Below are 13116 nucleotides of genomic sequence, written 5' to 3' on the forward strand. Positions count from 1 at the left end.
GGGGCGGAAGACTTGCGCTCATCGAGCATGGGAACAGCTCCCCAGCCGTGCCGGCGCCTGGTCACCGCGTCTCCTCTCCGCAACCGGCGCCTCACGAGTGGCGCCGGCCGGGGGGATCCTCAAAGGACCGGGAAAGATCCTCAAAGGACCGGGAAAGGTGGCCGGCGCAGGCCGAGGTTGGCTGGGGCCTCAGGCTCGCCCCCGCCGCCCCTTCCTGCGCGGTCTACGCCACCAAGGAGGTCGTCGCACATAGCCGCCGTCGTCCAGACCGGCGAGCCGCTCGAAGGGATTCCAGCTCCAGTGATCGCCACAGGCGGCGTAGGACACCGCGAGCCCGGTGACGTACATCGGCAACATCAGCACCCCCAGGCAGAACGCGTATTGCGTGGCGTGCCTGTCCTCGTGACGCAGGAGGTCGCTGCGGGAAAGGAGGGCGAGGTCGTGCTTGGTCAGCACGACGTTGCCGATGGTGAACGCCCTCGCTATGGGAAAGCCGTAGCGATAGCCGACCGCCAGGATCAGCCCGTCGGGGCCGGGAGTGCGGCGGGCACCCCCGATCACGCTGACGAGCAGACCCAGCGGGGTGCTCAAGTTGACGTAGTTGATCACGCGGCGGGCCGTCGTCCAGCGCGTGCTCTCACCGGGTGCCATGTGCGCTCCTCACCGGCGGAATACCCCCGTTTTCCCTATCCCCACGGGGATGTAGTGCGATACCAGGTCGTGACCAGAAATCTCACGTCGCGGTTGACCATGTCGGTCATGCCGAGATAATTACCGGAACAACTGTCCCTTTCGACGCCCCCGATCATGAATGGCATCCCCCTGCTCATGAGATCGATCATCGTGGCGGCCCTGGTGTGTTTTATCGCGCTCGGTGCTGTCGGCGGCCTCATACTCCTCCAGACCCCCGCAGGCGACTCCGACTCTCTCACGCTCAGATCCGCCGGATCCATCGTCAACGAACCCGGCCAGGCGGGTGACCTGCGTCTTCAGACCCCCACGCCGACGCCGGCCCCCACCGCCACTCCTGCGGCCACCCCCTCCTACACGGCCACCACCAAGATTATTAAGAAGAGCGGCTCGTCCTACCTCCAGGTCAAGGTCAAGACGCGGTCGAGCGCCAAGTTCAATGTGCGGCAGCGCGTCTGCCGCGGCGACTCCTGCCGCACCCAGTCGGCCGACCTGATCGTGGCGAGCGGCCAGACCCTCAGCACGACCCCCAAGCTGGGCAAGGGCTCCTACCGCAAGAGCGGGCGGCACGTGGTCACGGTGCTGCCGCTGCCCACGGTCACCGCGACCGTGACGGCGACGCCCACGGTGACCACCACGGTCACCGCCACCCCGAGGGTCACGGTCACGACCACCCCGGCCCCCACCCCCGGCCCGACGGTCACCGCGACGGTCACGGTGACGGCCACGCCGGGCGCCACGACCCGCCCCACGGCCAACCCGGACCGCTGCGGCGCGCCGGACAACAACTGGGGCCTGCACTACTGCGCATCGCCCGGCAACCTCGTCACCTCCGCCCCTGCCGGTCTGTGTGACAGCGGGATCTTCGAGTGCATCCCCAACTTCAACAACGGCACGGGCCACATCGTCGTCTGCAGCGACGGCAAGCTCAGCAAATCGGGCGGGATCGGGGGGAGCTGCTCCTCCCACGGCGGCAACAAGGCCGACGTCCGGGACGGCTGGGTGCCCCCGAGCAACACCGAGGAGCCGATCGAGGAGGAAGACCCCCTGTCCCAGTGGCCGGGCTGATTCCCCCTCAAAGCCTCCGGTAGCGGCCCTCGTAGTAAAGCAAAGGGCTCGTCTCCGCAGCCCCCGAGTGCATCTCCACGACGGAGCCGACCACGATCGAATGGTCGCCTCCGTCGTGGACCGCGCTGGTGCGGCACGCCAGTGTGGCCACGGCCCCGTCCAAGAGCGCGACGCCCAGAGAACCGCGGCGGTAGCCATACCCTTCGAGTGGCCGGGAAAGATCACGCCCGCGCCGGGCGAACTCCGACGACGCCGACTCCATCGTGTCGGCGAGCACCGACACCCCCCACACCCCCGCCTTGAGCACCACGTCGTGGAACCTCGACCGCCGATCGGGGCAGAAGAGCACAAGCAGCGGGTCCAGCGACACCGATGTGAACGAGTTGACCGTCATCGCATGGTCGACGCCGTCGAGGCGGGTGGTGATCACGGTGACGCCGGTGGCGAAGCGGCCGACGACGCGGCGGAAGGCGTCCTGGGCGAGTTCCTGTTCGACCCGCGCGTGGGAGACGGCGGGCGGGGGCCAGAGCATCCATTCGAGCGGCTGCTCGTGCGACCAGGCGGGCAGGTGCGGGCGGCGGGGGGACGGGCGCTGATCGGAACTGCGCATGGACGGACCCGCCTATCGAGGTGACCCGGGGAGGTGGCTGCGCAGCAGCCAGGATCCGGCAGCCGCGGCGTTCGACGGCACGAGGAGCACCGCGAGCACCATAACCGCGAAGCCCCCGAAAAGGTAGACGCGGCCGGCGAGGTCGTCGACGAAGACCAGGTCCCTGCCGGGTGGCTCGGTGAGCAGGACCGTGGTGACGACGACCCAGCCGAGGGCGGTCGTGATGGCCGCGACGCGGCTTTGGGCGAGCCGCCCCATGCCGTTGACGACGGCGAACAGCACGATCAGGCAGACGACGGCGGCGACGGGAAGGTCGTTCCCGAAATACCAGTGTTGTCCGAACGCGCCGATCGTGCCGACGACGAGTCCCAGCACGATGAGGGTGCCGTGGAGCATGCCGGTCAGGATCGGCGGCGGGATCCTGGGGCCCCTGGGCTCGGGCTCCACCTCGGGGGTGGGGACCAGGGGAGTCTCACTCATAGACATCGAGGCTAGTTGATGCCCGCGAAAAGATCGGATTCACGAGGTTCGCCCAGTCCACCCGCTTCGATGGGGGCGCCGGGTACGGCACCGCCTCGGCGGCCGGTCTTGAGTATGTAATGCTCGACCCCGAGCGCCTCCTGCCCGATGTTGTTGGACAGGGCGAACCACGGGGCGTCGACGCTGATCTGGGTCGCGTGGGCCCGCATGGCGTCGAGTTTGGCGCCCACGTAGGGGCGGGCGTCGATCTCGGTGGTGATCTCGTCGTCGGTGCTGCCGAAGGGCAGTTCGTCGACGTCGCCGGGGAAGAACTCGGTGCCTGCCTCGCGCATGGCCTCGGCGGTGCGGCGCAGGACGGACTTGGGTATGGCGGTGAAGTAGAACTTGGCGACGCGCCAAGGCTCGCCCTCGCCGTGGGCGGGGTCGGCGGCGAGGTCGGCGGCGCGCCACGCCACGCGGTAGGCCTGGATGTGGTCGGGGTGGCCGTAGAAGCCGTTCTCGTCGTAGGTCACGAGCACCTGGGGCCGCACCTCGCGAATGACCTTGACCAGCTCTCCTGCGGCCTCGTCGAGGTCGGCCTGCCAGAACGCCTTCGGGTGCTCGTTGGAGGCGACGCCCATCATCCCGGAGTCGCGCCAGCGCCCCGGGCCGCCGAGGAAGCGGTGGTCGGTGACGCCGAGGGCCTCGCACGCCTTGGCCAGCTCGTCGATGCGATATTCGCCGAGCCTGTCCTCCCGGTCGGCCGCGAGGTGGCCGAGGTCTTCCGGAATGACCTCACCCTCCTCACCAAGCGTGCAGGTGACAAGCGTGACGTGGGCACCTTCCGCCGCATATTTCGCCATGGTCGCCCCGGTGCCAATGGCCTCGTCGTCGGGGTGAGCATGCACAAGCAGCAAACGCCGGTCATTCATACGGCTGAGCCTAACGTTCCCGCAAATCACTGGCAGGATGGGGGACTATGGGTGAGAGCTTCCCGCGTCTACAGGCCAAGACCCGCAGATTCTCCCTAGGGGTCCCCAGAGGTATCACCATCGTCGACGCCACCCGCGTCGTCTTCCTGCGCTCCCGAGGCGGCACCGATCCGGTGACCTGCCTGTGGGAGTTCGATCTCATAACCGCGACCGAGCGGCTGATCGCCGACCCGCGCGCCCTCAACGTGGATGAGGAGAACCTCCCGCCCGAGGAGCGCGCCAGGCGCGAGCGGGCCAGAGAGGGGGCCGGCGGCATTGTCGCCTACTCGGTCGACGGGGCGGTGAGACGGGCGGCCTTCGCGCTGGCCGGCGGGCTCTATGTGGCGGAGATCGCCTCGGGCGAGGTGCGCCACATCGCCACCCCGGGCCCGGCGGTTGAGCCGCGCCTGTCGCCCGACGGCACCCGGATCGCCTATGTGTGCGGCGGCGCGCTGCGTGTGCTCGACCTCGGCAGCGGCGCCGACACCGCGCTCGCCCACCCCGAGACCACCACGGTGGCCTACGGCCTGGCCGACTTCATCGCGGCCGAGGAACTCGACCGCTCACGCGGCTTTTGGTGGTCGCCGTCGAGCGACGCGCTGCTGGTGGCGCGGGTCGACGTGGCGCCGGTGCAGCGGTGGTTCATCGCCGACCCGACGCACCCCGAGCGGGAGCCGGTCGAACACCACTATCCGGCGGCCGGCACCGCCAACGCCAGGGTCGAGCTGTTCGTCATGAACCTCGCCGGGGACAGGGTGGCTGTGCCGTACAGCCAGGAATACCTGGTGGAGGCGCTGTGGGACCTCCACGGCCTGGCGATCGTGACGCTCTCCCGGGATCAGCGCTCGCTGCGGCTGCTTGAGGTCGACCCGGTGACGGGGGCCTCGACGCAGATCCGGGAGGAGACCGACGAGGCCTGGGTGGAGCTCGGGTCCGGCACTCCGGCGCGCCTGTCGGACGGCACACTCGTGTGGATCGCGCCCGCCGAGGGCGGGCACCGCCTGTTCATCGGCGATCGGCCGGTCACCCCGCCGACGCTCCAGGTGCGCGCCGTGCTCGACATCGACGACGACACCGTGTTGTTCCGGGCCAGCGGCGGCGACCCGGCCTCAGTCCAGCTCTGGACCTGGGCCGCCGGCGTGATCAGCCCGATCACGCCGGAGCCCGGCGTCTACTCCGGCACCCGCTGCGCCGGGGTCACCGTGATCACCTCGCAGGACATGGAGAGCGACGGCGCCACCGTCAAGGTCGTCCGCCCGGGGCACCCGCCGGTCACCATTCCCAACCTGGCCGAGCGGCCGGGGCTGGACCTGCGGGTCTCGCTCCTGCGGGCGGGCGCACGGGATCTGTCGACCGCCGTGGTGTTCCCCTCGTGGCACGAGCCGGGCTCGGCGAGGTTGCCGGTGCTCATGGATCCGTACGGCGGCCCGCACGCTCAGCGTGTGCTGACGGCGCGCAGCGCCTACCTGACCAGCCAGTGGTTCGCCGAGCAGGGCTTCGCCGTGGTCGTCGTGGACGGCAGGGGCACCCCGGGCCGGGGCCCGGCGTTCGAGCGGGAGATCCTGGACGACCTCGCGGGGCCGATCCTCGACGACCAGGTCGACGCGCTCGCCGGCGTGGCCAAGCAGTTCCCGGGCGACCTGGACCTCACGCGGGTCGGGATCCGGGGCTGGTCGTTCGGCGGCTATCTCGCCGCTCTGGCCGTGCTCCGCAGGCCCGACGTCTTCCACAGCGCGGTCGCGGGGGCGCCGGTGACCGAGTGGCGGTTGTACGACACGGCTTACACCGAGCGCTACCTCGGCGACCCCAAGGCCCGGCCGCACATCTACGATCAGTCGTCGTTGTTCGACGACGCCGGCAAGCTCGACCGGCCGCTGCTGCTGATCCACGGCCTGGCCGACGACAACGTGGTGGCCGCCCACACCCTGAAGTTGTCGTCGGCGCTCATGGCCGCGGGCCGCCCGCACACGGTGCTACCGCTGTCGGGCGTCACCCACATGACCCCGCAGGAGGTCGTGGCGGAAAACCTCCTCCTGCTCCAGGTGGAGTTCCTGAAGCGCACGCTGGGCATGAGCTAGCTCGCGGCCGGCTCCCTCGGCGCCGGGGCCCGCTCGGTCCCGGCGCCGTGCCAGCTCTCCCAGAGGGCCGCGTAGGACCCGCCCGCGGCGACGAGCTCGTCGTGGGAGCCGAGCTCGGTGATGCGCCCGTCCTCGACGACGGCGACGCGGTCGGCGTCGTGGGCCGTGTAGAGCCGGTGCGCGATGGCGATCACCGTGCGGCCCTCCAGCACCGCCGCGAGCGAACGCTCCAGGTGCCGGGCCGCCTTCGGGTCGATGAGCGAGGTGGCCTCGTCGAGCACGAGCGTGTGCGGGTCGGCGAGCACGAGCCGGGCGAGGGCGAGCTGCTGCGCCTGGGCCGGTGAGACGATCTCTCCGCCGGAGCCGACGACCGTGTCGAGCCCGCCGGGCAGCGCCTCGACCCACTCCCATGCCTCCACGGCGGACAGCGCCCGGATCACCGCCTCGTCGTCGGCCTCGGGCCGGGCGATCAGCACGTTGTCGCGCAGGGTGCCGCGGAACACGTGGTGTTCCTGGGTGACGAGGGCGACGTGGCCGCGGAGCTCGTCGAGCGGCAGGTCGACGAGGGGCACCCCGCCCAGGGTGACCGCCCCCTCGCGGGGTCCGTGGATGCCGGCGAGCAGCCGCCCGAGGGTCGACTTGCCGGCGCCGGAGGGCCCCACCATCGCGATGCGCTCGCCGGGCGCGATGGTCAGCGACACGTCGTGCAGCACGTCGTGCCCCTCGCGGTAGGCGAACCTGACCCCGGTCGCCACGATCTCCTCACCGCGGGGTACGGCGTCGCCCGGCACCCGGTCGTCCGGCACGTTGGCCACGCCGAGGAGCCGGGACATGGCCGCGCCGCCGACCTGCAGTTCGTCGATCCACGACAGGAGCCGGTCGAGCGGGTCGATGAGGAGCTGGATGTAGAGGGTGGCGGCGGTGACCTGCCACAGCGCGGCCCAGCCCTGGATGTAGAAGACGCCGCCGGCGACCAGCGTGGCCACCACGGGGATGACGTAGCCGACCTCGATGCTGGGGAACCACACCGTGCGCAGGCGCAGGGTGTAACGCTCGGCGGTGTAGGAGCGGCTGATGTCGTCGTCGACCCGCTGGTGCCTGCGCCGCTGGAGGCCGAGGGCCTCGATCGTGCGGGCGCCCTCCACGGTCTCGGCGAGCCCCTCGGTCATGTCGGCGTAGGCGGCGTTCTCCCTCAGGTAGCCGTCCCTGGCCCGCTTGAGATACCAGCGGGTCGATACCCAGAGCAGCGGGACCGCGATCAGGCTGGGCAGGGCCAGCAGCGGCCCCACGATCAGCAGGGCACCGACGGCGAAGACGCAGGTCACCATCGCGATCAGGGTCTCGGGCACGGCCTGGCGCACGCTGCGCTGCAAGGCCGACACGTCGCGCGAGGTGCGGGTGATCAGGTCGCCCGAGCCCGCGCGCTCGACGGTGGACAGCGGCAGGGACAGGACGCGGTCGACGAACTCCTCGCGCAGCTCGGCCAGCACCTTCTCGCCGAGCCGCGACGAGGCGAAGATCGCGAGCTTCACCAGCACGCCCTGCGCCACGAGGAAGCCGACGATGGCGAGCACGATGAGCGGCACGTCGACGCCGCCACGCCGCTCCACGCCCTCGACGAGCCGCCCGAGCAGCGGCGGCGAGGCGAGCCCCGCCACGGCGGCCAGGGCGTGCATGCCGAGGGCGTAGGTCAGCTCCTTCGGATATTTGAGCATCAGTCGCCGCGCGTAGGCACGCACCTGGGCCTGGTCGGCGACCGGCAGGCTCCGCCCGCTCATGATCAATTCTCCCCTCGGGTCACGGTCGCCCGATATCCGGCGTCTCGCGACAACAGCTCGTGGTGGGTGCCCTCCGCGCGGACCACTCCGTCCGCCAGATGAAGCACACGGTCGGTACGGCCCAGCACGAGTGGACTGGTCGTGCACACCAGCGTGGTGCGGCCCTTCCTGGCGGCGGCGAGCCGCTCGGCGATGCGGGCCTCGCTGTGGGCGTCGACGGCGCTGGTGGGCTCGACGAGGATCAGCACCTCGGGGTCGGCGAGGAGGGCGCGGGCGAGCCGGAGCCGCTGCTGCTGGCCGCCGGAGAACTCCCGGCCCGACTCGGCTACGTGGGAGGCGAGTCCGCCGGGGAGGGCGTCCACGATGTCCTCGGCGCAGGCCGCGCGCAGCGCCAGCCGTACCTTCTCGTCGTCGGCCTCACCGGTGATGTCGAGCTCGTCGCGCAGGCGGCCGGCGAACAGCCTGGCGTTGTTGTCCGCCACCAGGATGCGGCGGCGCACCTCCGCCGGCGCCAGGTCGGCGAGGGGCGTGCCGCCGAAGCGCACGTCGCCCTCGGTGTAGCGGCCGAGGCGGTCGGCGACGGCGATGGCCTCCTCGGGCGTATCGGTCACGAGCGCGGTGAACATGCCGGGCTGTACGGCGACGCCCGACTCGGTGTCGACCAGCTCTCCCCCGGCCTCCGTCCCGGCGCCGCCCTTGATCTCAGGCTCGATGGACAGGATGTTCACGATGCGGCGGGCGGCGACGTGGCCCTTGGTGATGGCGTCGGCGGCCTCGGTGAGGGTGCGCAGCGGGGCGATGAGGAAGAGCGCGTAGCCGTAGAACGCGACGAGCTGCCCGGCGGTGATCGAGCCGCCCAGGGCGAGGGTGGCGCCGACGCCGGTCACGGTGGCGATCAGCAGGCCGGGCAGCAGCACCTGCGCGCCCTCCATGAACGACTCCACCTTGGCGACCCGGACGCCCGCCGCCCGCACCCGCTGGGACTCCTCTTGGTAGCGGGCGGAGAAGACGGGTTCGCCGCCGACGCCGCGCAGCACGCGCAGGCCGGCGACGATGTCGGCGGCGCGGGTGGCGAGGTCGCCTTGAAGCTCCCGCTGGGCGTTCTGGCGCTTGTGGAGGGGTTTGAGCAGCGGGCCGACGGCGACCACCATGATCGGCACGCCGATCAGCACCAGCAGGCCGAGGGCGGGCGAGGTGACCAGCAGGATGACGGTGACGGTGATGATCGCCACGATCGAGCCCGAGGCCCGCAGGAGGATGTCGAAGGCGCTGCCGATGTAGGCGATGTCGGAGGTGCCGACGCTGACGGTCTCCCCCGTGGAGAGCCGCTTCGGCAGCGTCGCCCCCAGCCTCGTGGCGTGCCGGGTCGTCAGCTGGACGGTGCGGTAGGCCGCGGCGAGCCAGTTGAAGACCGCGTAGCGGTGGCGTATGACGCCGCTGACCGCCTGGACGACGCCGAGGGCCAAGAGCACGGCGCCCCAGATCAGGAGGGCGTCGAGGTCCTTGGCGGTGATCGCGTCGATGCCGTTGCCGATGACGGCGGGGACGAATGCCTGAGCGAGGTACCACAGGATGGCGAGGAGGATCCCGATTGTGAGCGGTCTCGCCTGGCGGCGGACGTTCCACAGGAGATATCTGCTTGGGCTTCTGAGGTCTGGGGTGCCGGGATCGGCCTCGGGTAGGGAGCGCATAGCCTCTCCAGGCTGGCAAATCCCCCCTTTTACCGGCAAATGCTTTTCGGGGCGGCGAAACAGCGTCTTGGAGTCACCTTTGCGGCGCGGTGACGGCGCGGCGACAGGGCGCCACGGGGAGCCGGAGGGAGCCTCGGAGCCCCTGCGGGACGGCGTGGCCGGCGCTCGCGGCACGGCGCTGGGCGGGCTCCCGCCGTACGGGCGCCGTAGAACTCCCGCGAAAAACGAGGCCGGAGGGGGCCCCGCGCGGTGGGCTCCTCCGGCCTGGGGATCACGTGGTGGACTACTTGGCCGACAGGTAGTCGCGGTTCATCCGGGCGATCGTGGACAGCGGGATGCCCTTCGGGCAGACCGCCGTGCATTCGCCGGTGTTGGTGCAGCCGCCGAAGCCCTCGGCGTCCATCTGCTCGACCATGGCCTTGGCGCGGGAGTCGCGTTCCGGCTGGCCCTGCGGCAGGAGGCCCAGGTGGGTGATCTTGGCGGCGGTGAACAGCGAGGCCGAGCCGTTCGGGCAGGCCGCGACGCAGGCGCCGCAGCCGATGCAGGTGGCGGCGTCGAAGGCGGCGTCCGCCGCGTCCTTCTGCACGGGCAGGCTGTGGGCGTCGGGGGCCGAGCCCGCCGGCACCGAGATGAAGCCGCCGGCCTGGATGATGCGGTCGAACGACGTACGGTCGACCACCAGGTCCTTGACGACCGGGAAGGCCGCGGCGCGCCAGGGCTCGATGGTGATGGTGTCGCCGTCGTTGAAGTGGCGCATGTGGAGCTGGCAGGTCGTGGTGGCCCGCTGCTCGCCGTGCGGCACGCCGTTGATCACCATGCCGCACATGCCGCAGATGCCCTCACGGCAGTCGTGGTCGAACGCGATCGGCTCGTCGCCCTCGACGATGAGCCGGTCGTTCAGCACGTCGAGCATCTCCAGGAAGGACATGTCCGGCGAGACGTCGACGACCTTGTAGGTCACCATCCGGCCCTTGTCCTCCGGGCCCTTCTGGCGCCAGACGCGCAGCGTCAGGTTCATGGTGCTCACTTGTAGCTCCGCTGGGTCATCTTCACGTATTCGTACTCGAGCGTTTCCTTGTGCAGCACCGGGGTGCCGTCAGGGTTCCACTCCCAGGCGGCGACGTAGGCGAAGGCGTCGTCGTCGCGCAGGGCCTCGCCCTCCTCGGTCTGGGACTCGGCGCGGAAGTGGCCGCCGCAGGACTCGGTGCGGTGCAGGGCGTCCAGGCACATGAGCTCGGCCAGCTCGAAGAAGTCGGCCACCCGCCCGGCACGCTCCAGCGCCTGGTTGAGCTCCTCGTTGACGCCGGAGACCTTGACCCGCGCCCAGAACTCCTTCTTGAGCTCGGGGATCAGCTCCAGGGCTTTGCGCAGGCTCTCCTCGGAGCGCTCCATGCCGCAGTAGTCCCACATGATCTTGCCGAGCTCGCGGTGGAAGGAGTCCGCCGTACGGTCACCCTGCACGGACAGCAGTCTGTCGATCTTGTCCTGCACCTGGCCCACGGCCTCTTCGATGTCCTCCTGCGCGATGTCGCCGAAGTCGCCGGCGCCCGCGAGGTAGTCGCCGACCGTGGTGGGCAGCACGAAGTAGCCGTCGGCCAGGCCCTGCATGAGGGCCGAGGCGCCGAGGCGGTTCGCGCCGTGGTCGGAGAAGTTGGCCTCGCCGATCACGAACAGGCCGGGGACGGTCGACTGGAGGTCGTAGTCGACCCAAAGGCCGCCCATCGTGTAGTGCACGGCGGGGTAGATGCGCATCGGCTGCTCGTAGGGGTTCTCCCCGGTGATGCGCTCATACATCTCGAAGAGGTTGCCGTACTTCTTCTCCACCGCGTCCCGGCCGAGGCGGCGGATCGCGTCGGCGAAGTCGAGGTAGACGCCGAGGCCGCCGGGGCCGACGCCGCGGCCCTCGTCGCAGACGTTCTTGGCGGCGCGGGAGGCGATGTCGCGGGGCACGAGGTTGCCGAAGGACGGGTAGATGCGCTCCAGGTAGTAGTCGCGCTCGACCTCGGGGATCTCATGGGCCGGACGGCTGTCGCCCTTGGTCTTCGGCACCCATACGCGGCCGTCGTTGCGTAGCGACTCCGACATCAGGGTCAGCTTGGACTGGTATTCGCCGCTGACGGGGATGCAGGTCGGGTGGATCTGCGTGTAGCAGGGGTTCCCGAAGTAGGCGCCGCGGCGGTGGGCGCGCCAGATGGCGGTGGTGTTGCAGCCCTTGGCGTTGGTGGAGAGGAAGAACACGTTGCCGTAGCCGCCGCTGGCGAGCACGACGGCGTCGGCGAGGTGGGTCTCGATCTCGCCGGTGACCATGTCGCGCACGACGACGCCGCGGGCCCGCCCGCCGCTGACGATGACGTCGAGCATCTCGTGGCGGGTGTGCATGGTGACCGTGCCGGCCGCGATCTGGCGCTCCAGGGCCTGGTAGGCGCCGAGCAGGAGCTGCTGGCCCGTCTGGCCTCTGGCGTAGAAGGTGCGGGACACCTGGGCGCCGCCGAAGGAGCGGGTGTCGAGCAGGCCGCCGTATTCCCGGGCGAACGGCACGCCCTGCGCGACGGCCTGGTCAATGATGTTCACGCTGACCTGGGCGAGGCGGTAGACGTTGGACTCGCGTGAGCGGAAGTCGCCGCCCTTGACCGTGTCGTAGAACAGCCGGTAGATCGAGTCGCCGTCGCCCCGGTAGTTCTTGGCCGCGTTGATGCCGCCCTGGGCGGCGATGGAGTGGGCGCGGCGCGGGGAGTCCTGGTAGCAGAAGGACGTGACCTGGTAGCCGAGCTCACCGAGGGTCGCGGCGGCCGAACCGCCCGCGAGGCCGGTGCCGATCACGATGACGCGGAGTTTGCGCTTGTTGGCGGGGTTGACGAGCTTGGCGGCGAAACGCCGCTTGTCCCAGCGCTCCTCGACGGGGCCCTCAGGGGCTTTCGCGTCCTGGATCGGCTCGCCGACGGTGTAGTGCATCACTTCAAGACTCCGATCATCACCGCGAACGGGACCGCGAGGAACCCGGCCACGAGGAGCAGGGAGAAGACGGCGGCGCCCGCAGAAAGGCCCTGCCGTGCACGTGCGTTGCCGACGCCGAGCGTCTGGAAGGCGCTCCACAGACCGTGCCTGAGGTGCAGGCCGAGCATGATCACAGACAGGGCGTAGAAGACGGTCACCCACCAGCGCTCAAGCGCGAAGCCCTGCACCATGCGGTCGTACGGCAGGCCCGCCGGGCCCGCGGGGTTGACCACCGCGAAGGTGAGGTCGAGCAGGTGCCAGACGAGGAACAGCACGATGATGAGGCCGCCGAAGCGCATGGTGTGCGTGGCGTAGCCGGACGCCTGGTTCTTCCGCTTGGCGGCGTACTTAACGGGCCGCGCCTTGTTCGCCCGCCGGGCCAGCGAGATCGCCGACCACATGTGCAGGATCACGGCGGCGGCCAGCACGACCTCGACGAGCGTCAGCACCGTGCGGCGCGGCACGGCGGGCTCACCCACCGTGCGGAGCCACTCGGCGTAGTCGTTGAACGCCTGGGGGCCCGAGAACATCTTCAGGTTGCCGAGCACGTGGCCGACCAGGAAGAGCACCATGACGGCCCCGGTCACGGCCATGACGGCCTTCTTGCCGTTGCTGGTGGTGAATCGGGAGGGTTTCTTCGTTGCCGGCTTGGGGCTTGACGCTGCGGGAGGGCGCACCAGGCTGGTGGCCGATCCCCGGTCGATCGTCGCGGTCACAGTGGTTAACGCTAGGTATGCGGAAATCTGACCGTCCAAGTCATCACGAGTCTCGTTTCCA

Annotated in this window: 11 protein-coding genes; 2 read left to right on the forward strand and 9 right to left on the reverse strand. The window is 70.3% G+C overall.

All coding sequences use genetic code 11. From position 1 onward, the window contains the following. Nucleotides 1-189 precede the first annotated feature (189 nt). Nucleotides 190-651, reverse strand: a complete 462-nt coding sequence (locus Ssi02_RS16385; RefSeq protein WP_204026382.1) for a hypothetical protein — start codon at nucleotides 649-651, stop codon at nucleotides 190-192. Nucleotides 652-828: 177 nt separating this feature from the next. Between Ssi02_RS16385 and Ssi02_RS16390 the strand changes: the two genes are divergently transcribed. After that, the gene (locus Ssi02_RS16390) at nucleotides 829-1758 is read left to right on the forward strand and encodes a hypothetical protein (protein WP_204026384.1); all 930 of its coding nucleotides are present in this window, start codon (nucleotides 829-831) and stop codon (nucleotides 1756-1758) included. Between the two features lie 7 nt (nucleotides 1759-1765). On the opposite strand, the gene Ssi02_RS16395 is transcribed toward Ssi02_RS16390, so the two are convergent. From Ssi02_RS16395 to mshB, 3 genes are read right to left on the reverse strand one after another with little or no spacing between them, the layout of a single operon-like run. Further along, nucleotides 1766-2368 (reverse strand): flavin reductase family protein, encoded by a 603-nt coding sequence (locus Ssi02_RS16395; protein ID WP_239128959.1) that lies wholly within the window; start codon nucleotides 2366-2368, stop codon nucleotides 1766-1768. A 12-nt stretch (nucleotides 2369-2380) separates the two neighbouring features. Then, nucleotides 2381-2848: a DUF6113 family protein gene (locus Ssi02_RS16400; RefSeq protein ID WP_204026385.1), complete on the reverse strand. Its 468-nt coding sequence runs from the start codon at nucleotides 2846-2848 to the stop codon at nucleotides 2381-2383. 11 nt (nucleotides 2849-2859) lie between these two features. Beyond that, the gene (mshB, locus tag Ssi02_RS16405; RefSeq protein WP_204026386.1) at nucleotides 2860-3759 is read right to left on the reverse strand and encodes an N-acetyl-1-D-myo-inositol-2-amino-2-deoxy-alpha-D-glucopyranoside deacetylase; all 900 of its coding nucleotides are present in this window, start codon (nucleotides 3757-3759) and stop codon (nucleotides 2860-2862) included. A 47-nt stretch (nucleotides 3760-3806) separates the two neighbouring features. On the opposite strand from mshB, the gene Ssi02_RS16410 reads away from it, so the two are divergent. Beyond that, complete coding sequence (locus Ssi02_RS16410) at nucleotides 3807-5876, forward strand: S9 family peptidase (protein WP_204026387.1); 2070 nt, start codon at nucleotides 3807-3809, stop codon at nucleotides 5874-5876. Here the strand turns inward: Ssi02_RS16410 and Ssi02_RS16415 are convergent. The 5 genes from Ssi02_RS16415 to Ssi02_RS16435 form a co-directional block, all read right to left on the reverse strand. Beyond that, nucleotides 5873-7654, reverse strand: a complete 1782-nt coding sequence (locus Ssi02_RS16415) for an ABC transporter ATP-binding protein (protein ID WP_204026388.1) — start codon at nucleotides 7652-7654, stop codon at nucleotides 5873-5875. The genes Ssi02_RS16410 and Ssi02_RS16415 overlap by 4 nt on opposite strands. A gap of 2 nt (nucleotides 7655-7656) precedes the next feature. Continuing rightward, complete coding sequence (locus Ssi02_RS16420) at nucleotides 7657-9345, reverse strand: ABC transporter ATP-binding protein (protein ID WP_204026389.1); 1689 nt, start codon at nucleotides 9343-9345, stop codon at nucleotides 7657-7659. A gap of 283 nt (nucleotides 9346-9628) precedes the next feature. Next, nucleotides 9629-10363 (reverse strand): succinate dehydrogenase/fumarate reductase iron-sulfur subunit, encoded by a 735-nt coding sequence (locus Ssi02_RS16425; protein WP_204026636.1) that lies wholly within the window; start codon nucleotides 10361-10363, stop codon nucleotides 9629-9631. Between the two features lie 5 nt (nucleotides 10364-10368). Further along, on the reverse strand, nucleotides 10369-12297 hold the full coding sequence (locus Ssi02_RS16430) for a fumarate reductase/succinate dehydrogenase flavoprotein subunit (protein WP_204026638.1): 1929 nt from the start codon (nucleotides 12295-12297) through the stop codon (nucleotides 10369-10371). Next, nucleotides 12297-13055 (reverse strand): succinate dehydrogenase cytochrome b subunit, encoded by a 759-nt coding sequence (locus Ssi02_RS16435; protein WP_239128960.1) that lies wholly within the window; start codon nucleotides 13053-13055, stop codon nucleotides 12297-12299. Before Ssi02_RS16435 ends, Ssi02_RS16430 begins: the two co-directional genes overlap by 1 nt. Nucleotides 13056-13116: the final 61 nt, after the last annotated feature.

Source organism: Sinosporangium siamense, from assembly GCF_016863435.1.
GTDB classification, from domain to species: Bacteria; Actinomycetota; Actinomycetes; order Streptosporangiales; family Streptosporangiaceae; genus Sinosporangium; species Sinosporangium siamense.

What these genes read in the sequence shown, in the direction of transcription:
- Ssi02_RS16385 (WP_204026382.1), bottom strand. Translation starts at nt 651, where the DNA reads ATGGCACCCGGTGAGAGCACGCGCTGGACGACGGCCCGCCGCGTGATC.
- Ssi02_RS16390 (WP_204026384.1), top strand. Translation starts at nt 829, where the DNA reads ATGAGATCGATCATCGTGGCGGCCCTGGTGTGTTTTATCGCGCTCGGT.
- Ssi02_RS16395 (WP_239128959.1), bottom strand. Translation starts at nt 2,368, where the DNA reads ATGCGCAGTTCCGATCAGCGCCCGTCCCCCCGCCGCCCGCACCTGCCC.
- Ssi02_RS16400 (WP_204026385.1), bottom strand. Translation starts at nt 2,848, where the DNA reads ATGAGTGAGACTCCCCTGGTCCCCACCCCCGAGGTGGAGCCCGAGCCC.
- mshB (WP_204026386.1), bottom strand. Translation starts at nt 3,759, where the DNA reads ATGAATGACCGGCGTTTGCTGCTTGTGCATGCTCACCCCGACGACGAG.
- Ssi02_RS16410 (WP_204026387.1), top strand. Translation starts at nt 3,807, where the DNA reads ATGGGTGAGAGCTTCCCGCGTCTACAGGCCAAGACCCGCAGATTCTCC.
- Ssi02_RS16415 (WP_204026388.1), bottom strand. Translation starts at nt 7,654, where the DNA reads ATGAGCGGGCGGAGCCTGCCGGTCGCCGACCAGGCCCAGGTGCGTGCC.
- Ssi02_RS16420 (WP_204026389.1), bottom strand. Translation starts at nt 9,345, where the DNA reads ATGCGCTCCCTACCCGAGGCCGATCCCGGCACCCCAGACCTCAGAAGC.
- Ssi02_RS16425 (WP_204026636.1), bottom strand. Translation starts at nt 10,363, where the DNA reads ATGAACCTGACGCTGCGCGTCTGGCGCCAGAAGGGCCCGGAGGACAAG.
- Ssi02_RS16430 (WP_204026638.1), bottom strand. Translation starts at nt 12,297, where the DNA reads ATGCACTACACCGTCGGCGAGCCGATCCAGGACGCGAAAGCCCCTGAG.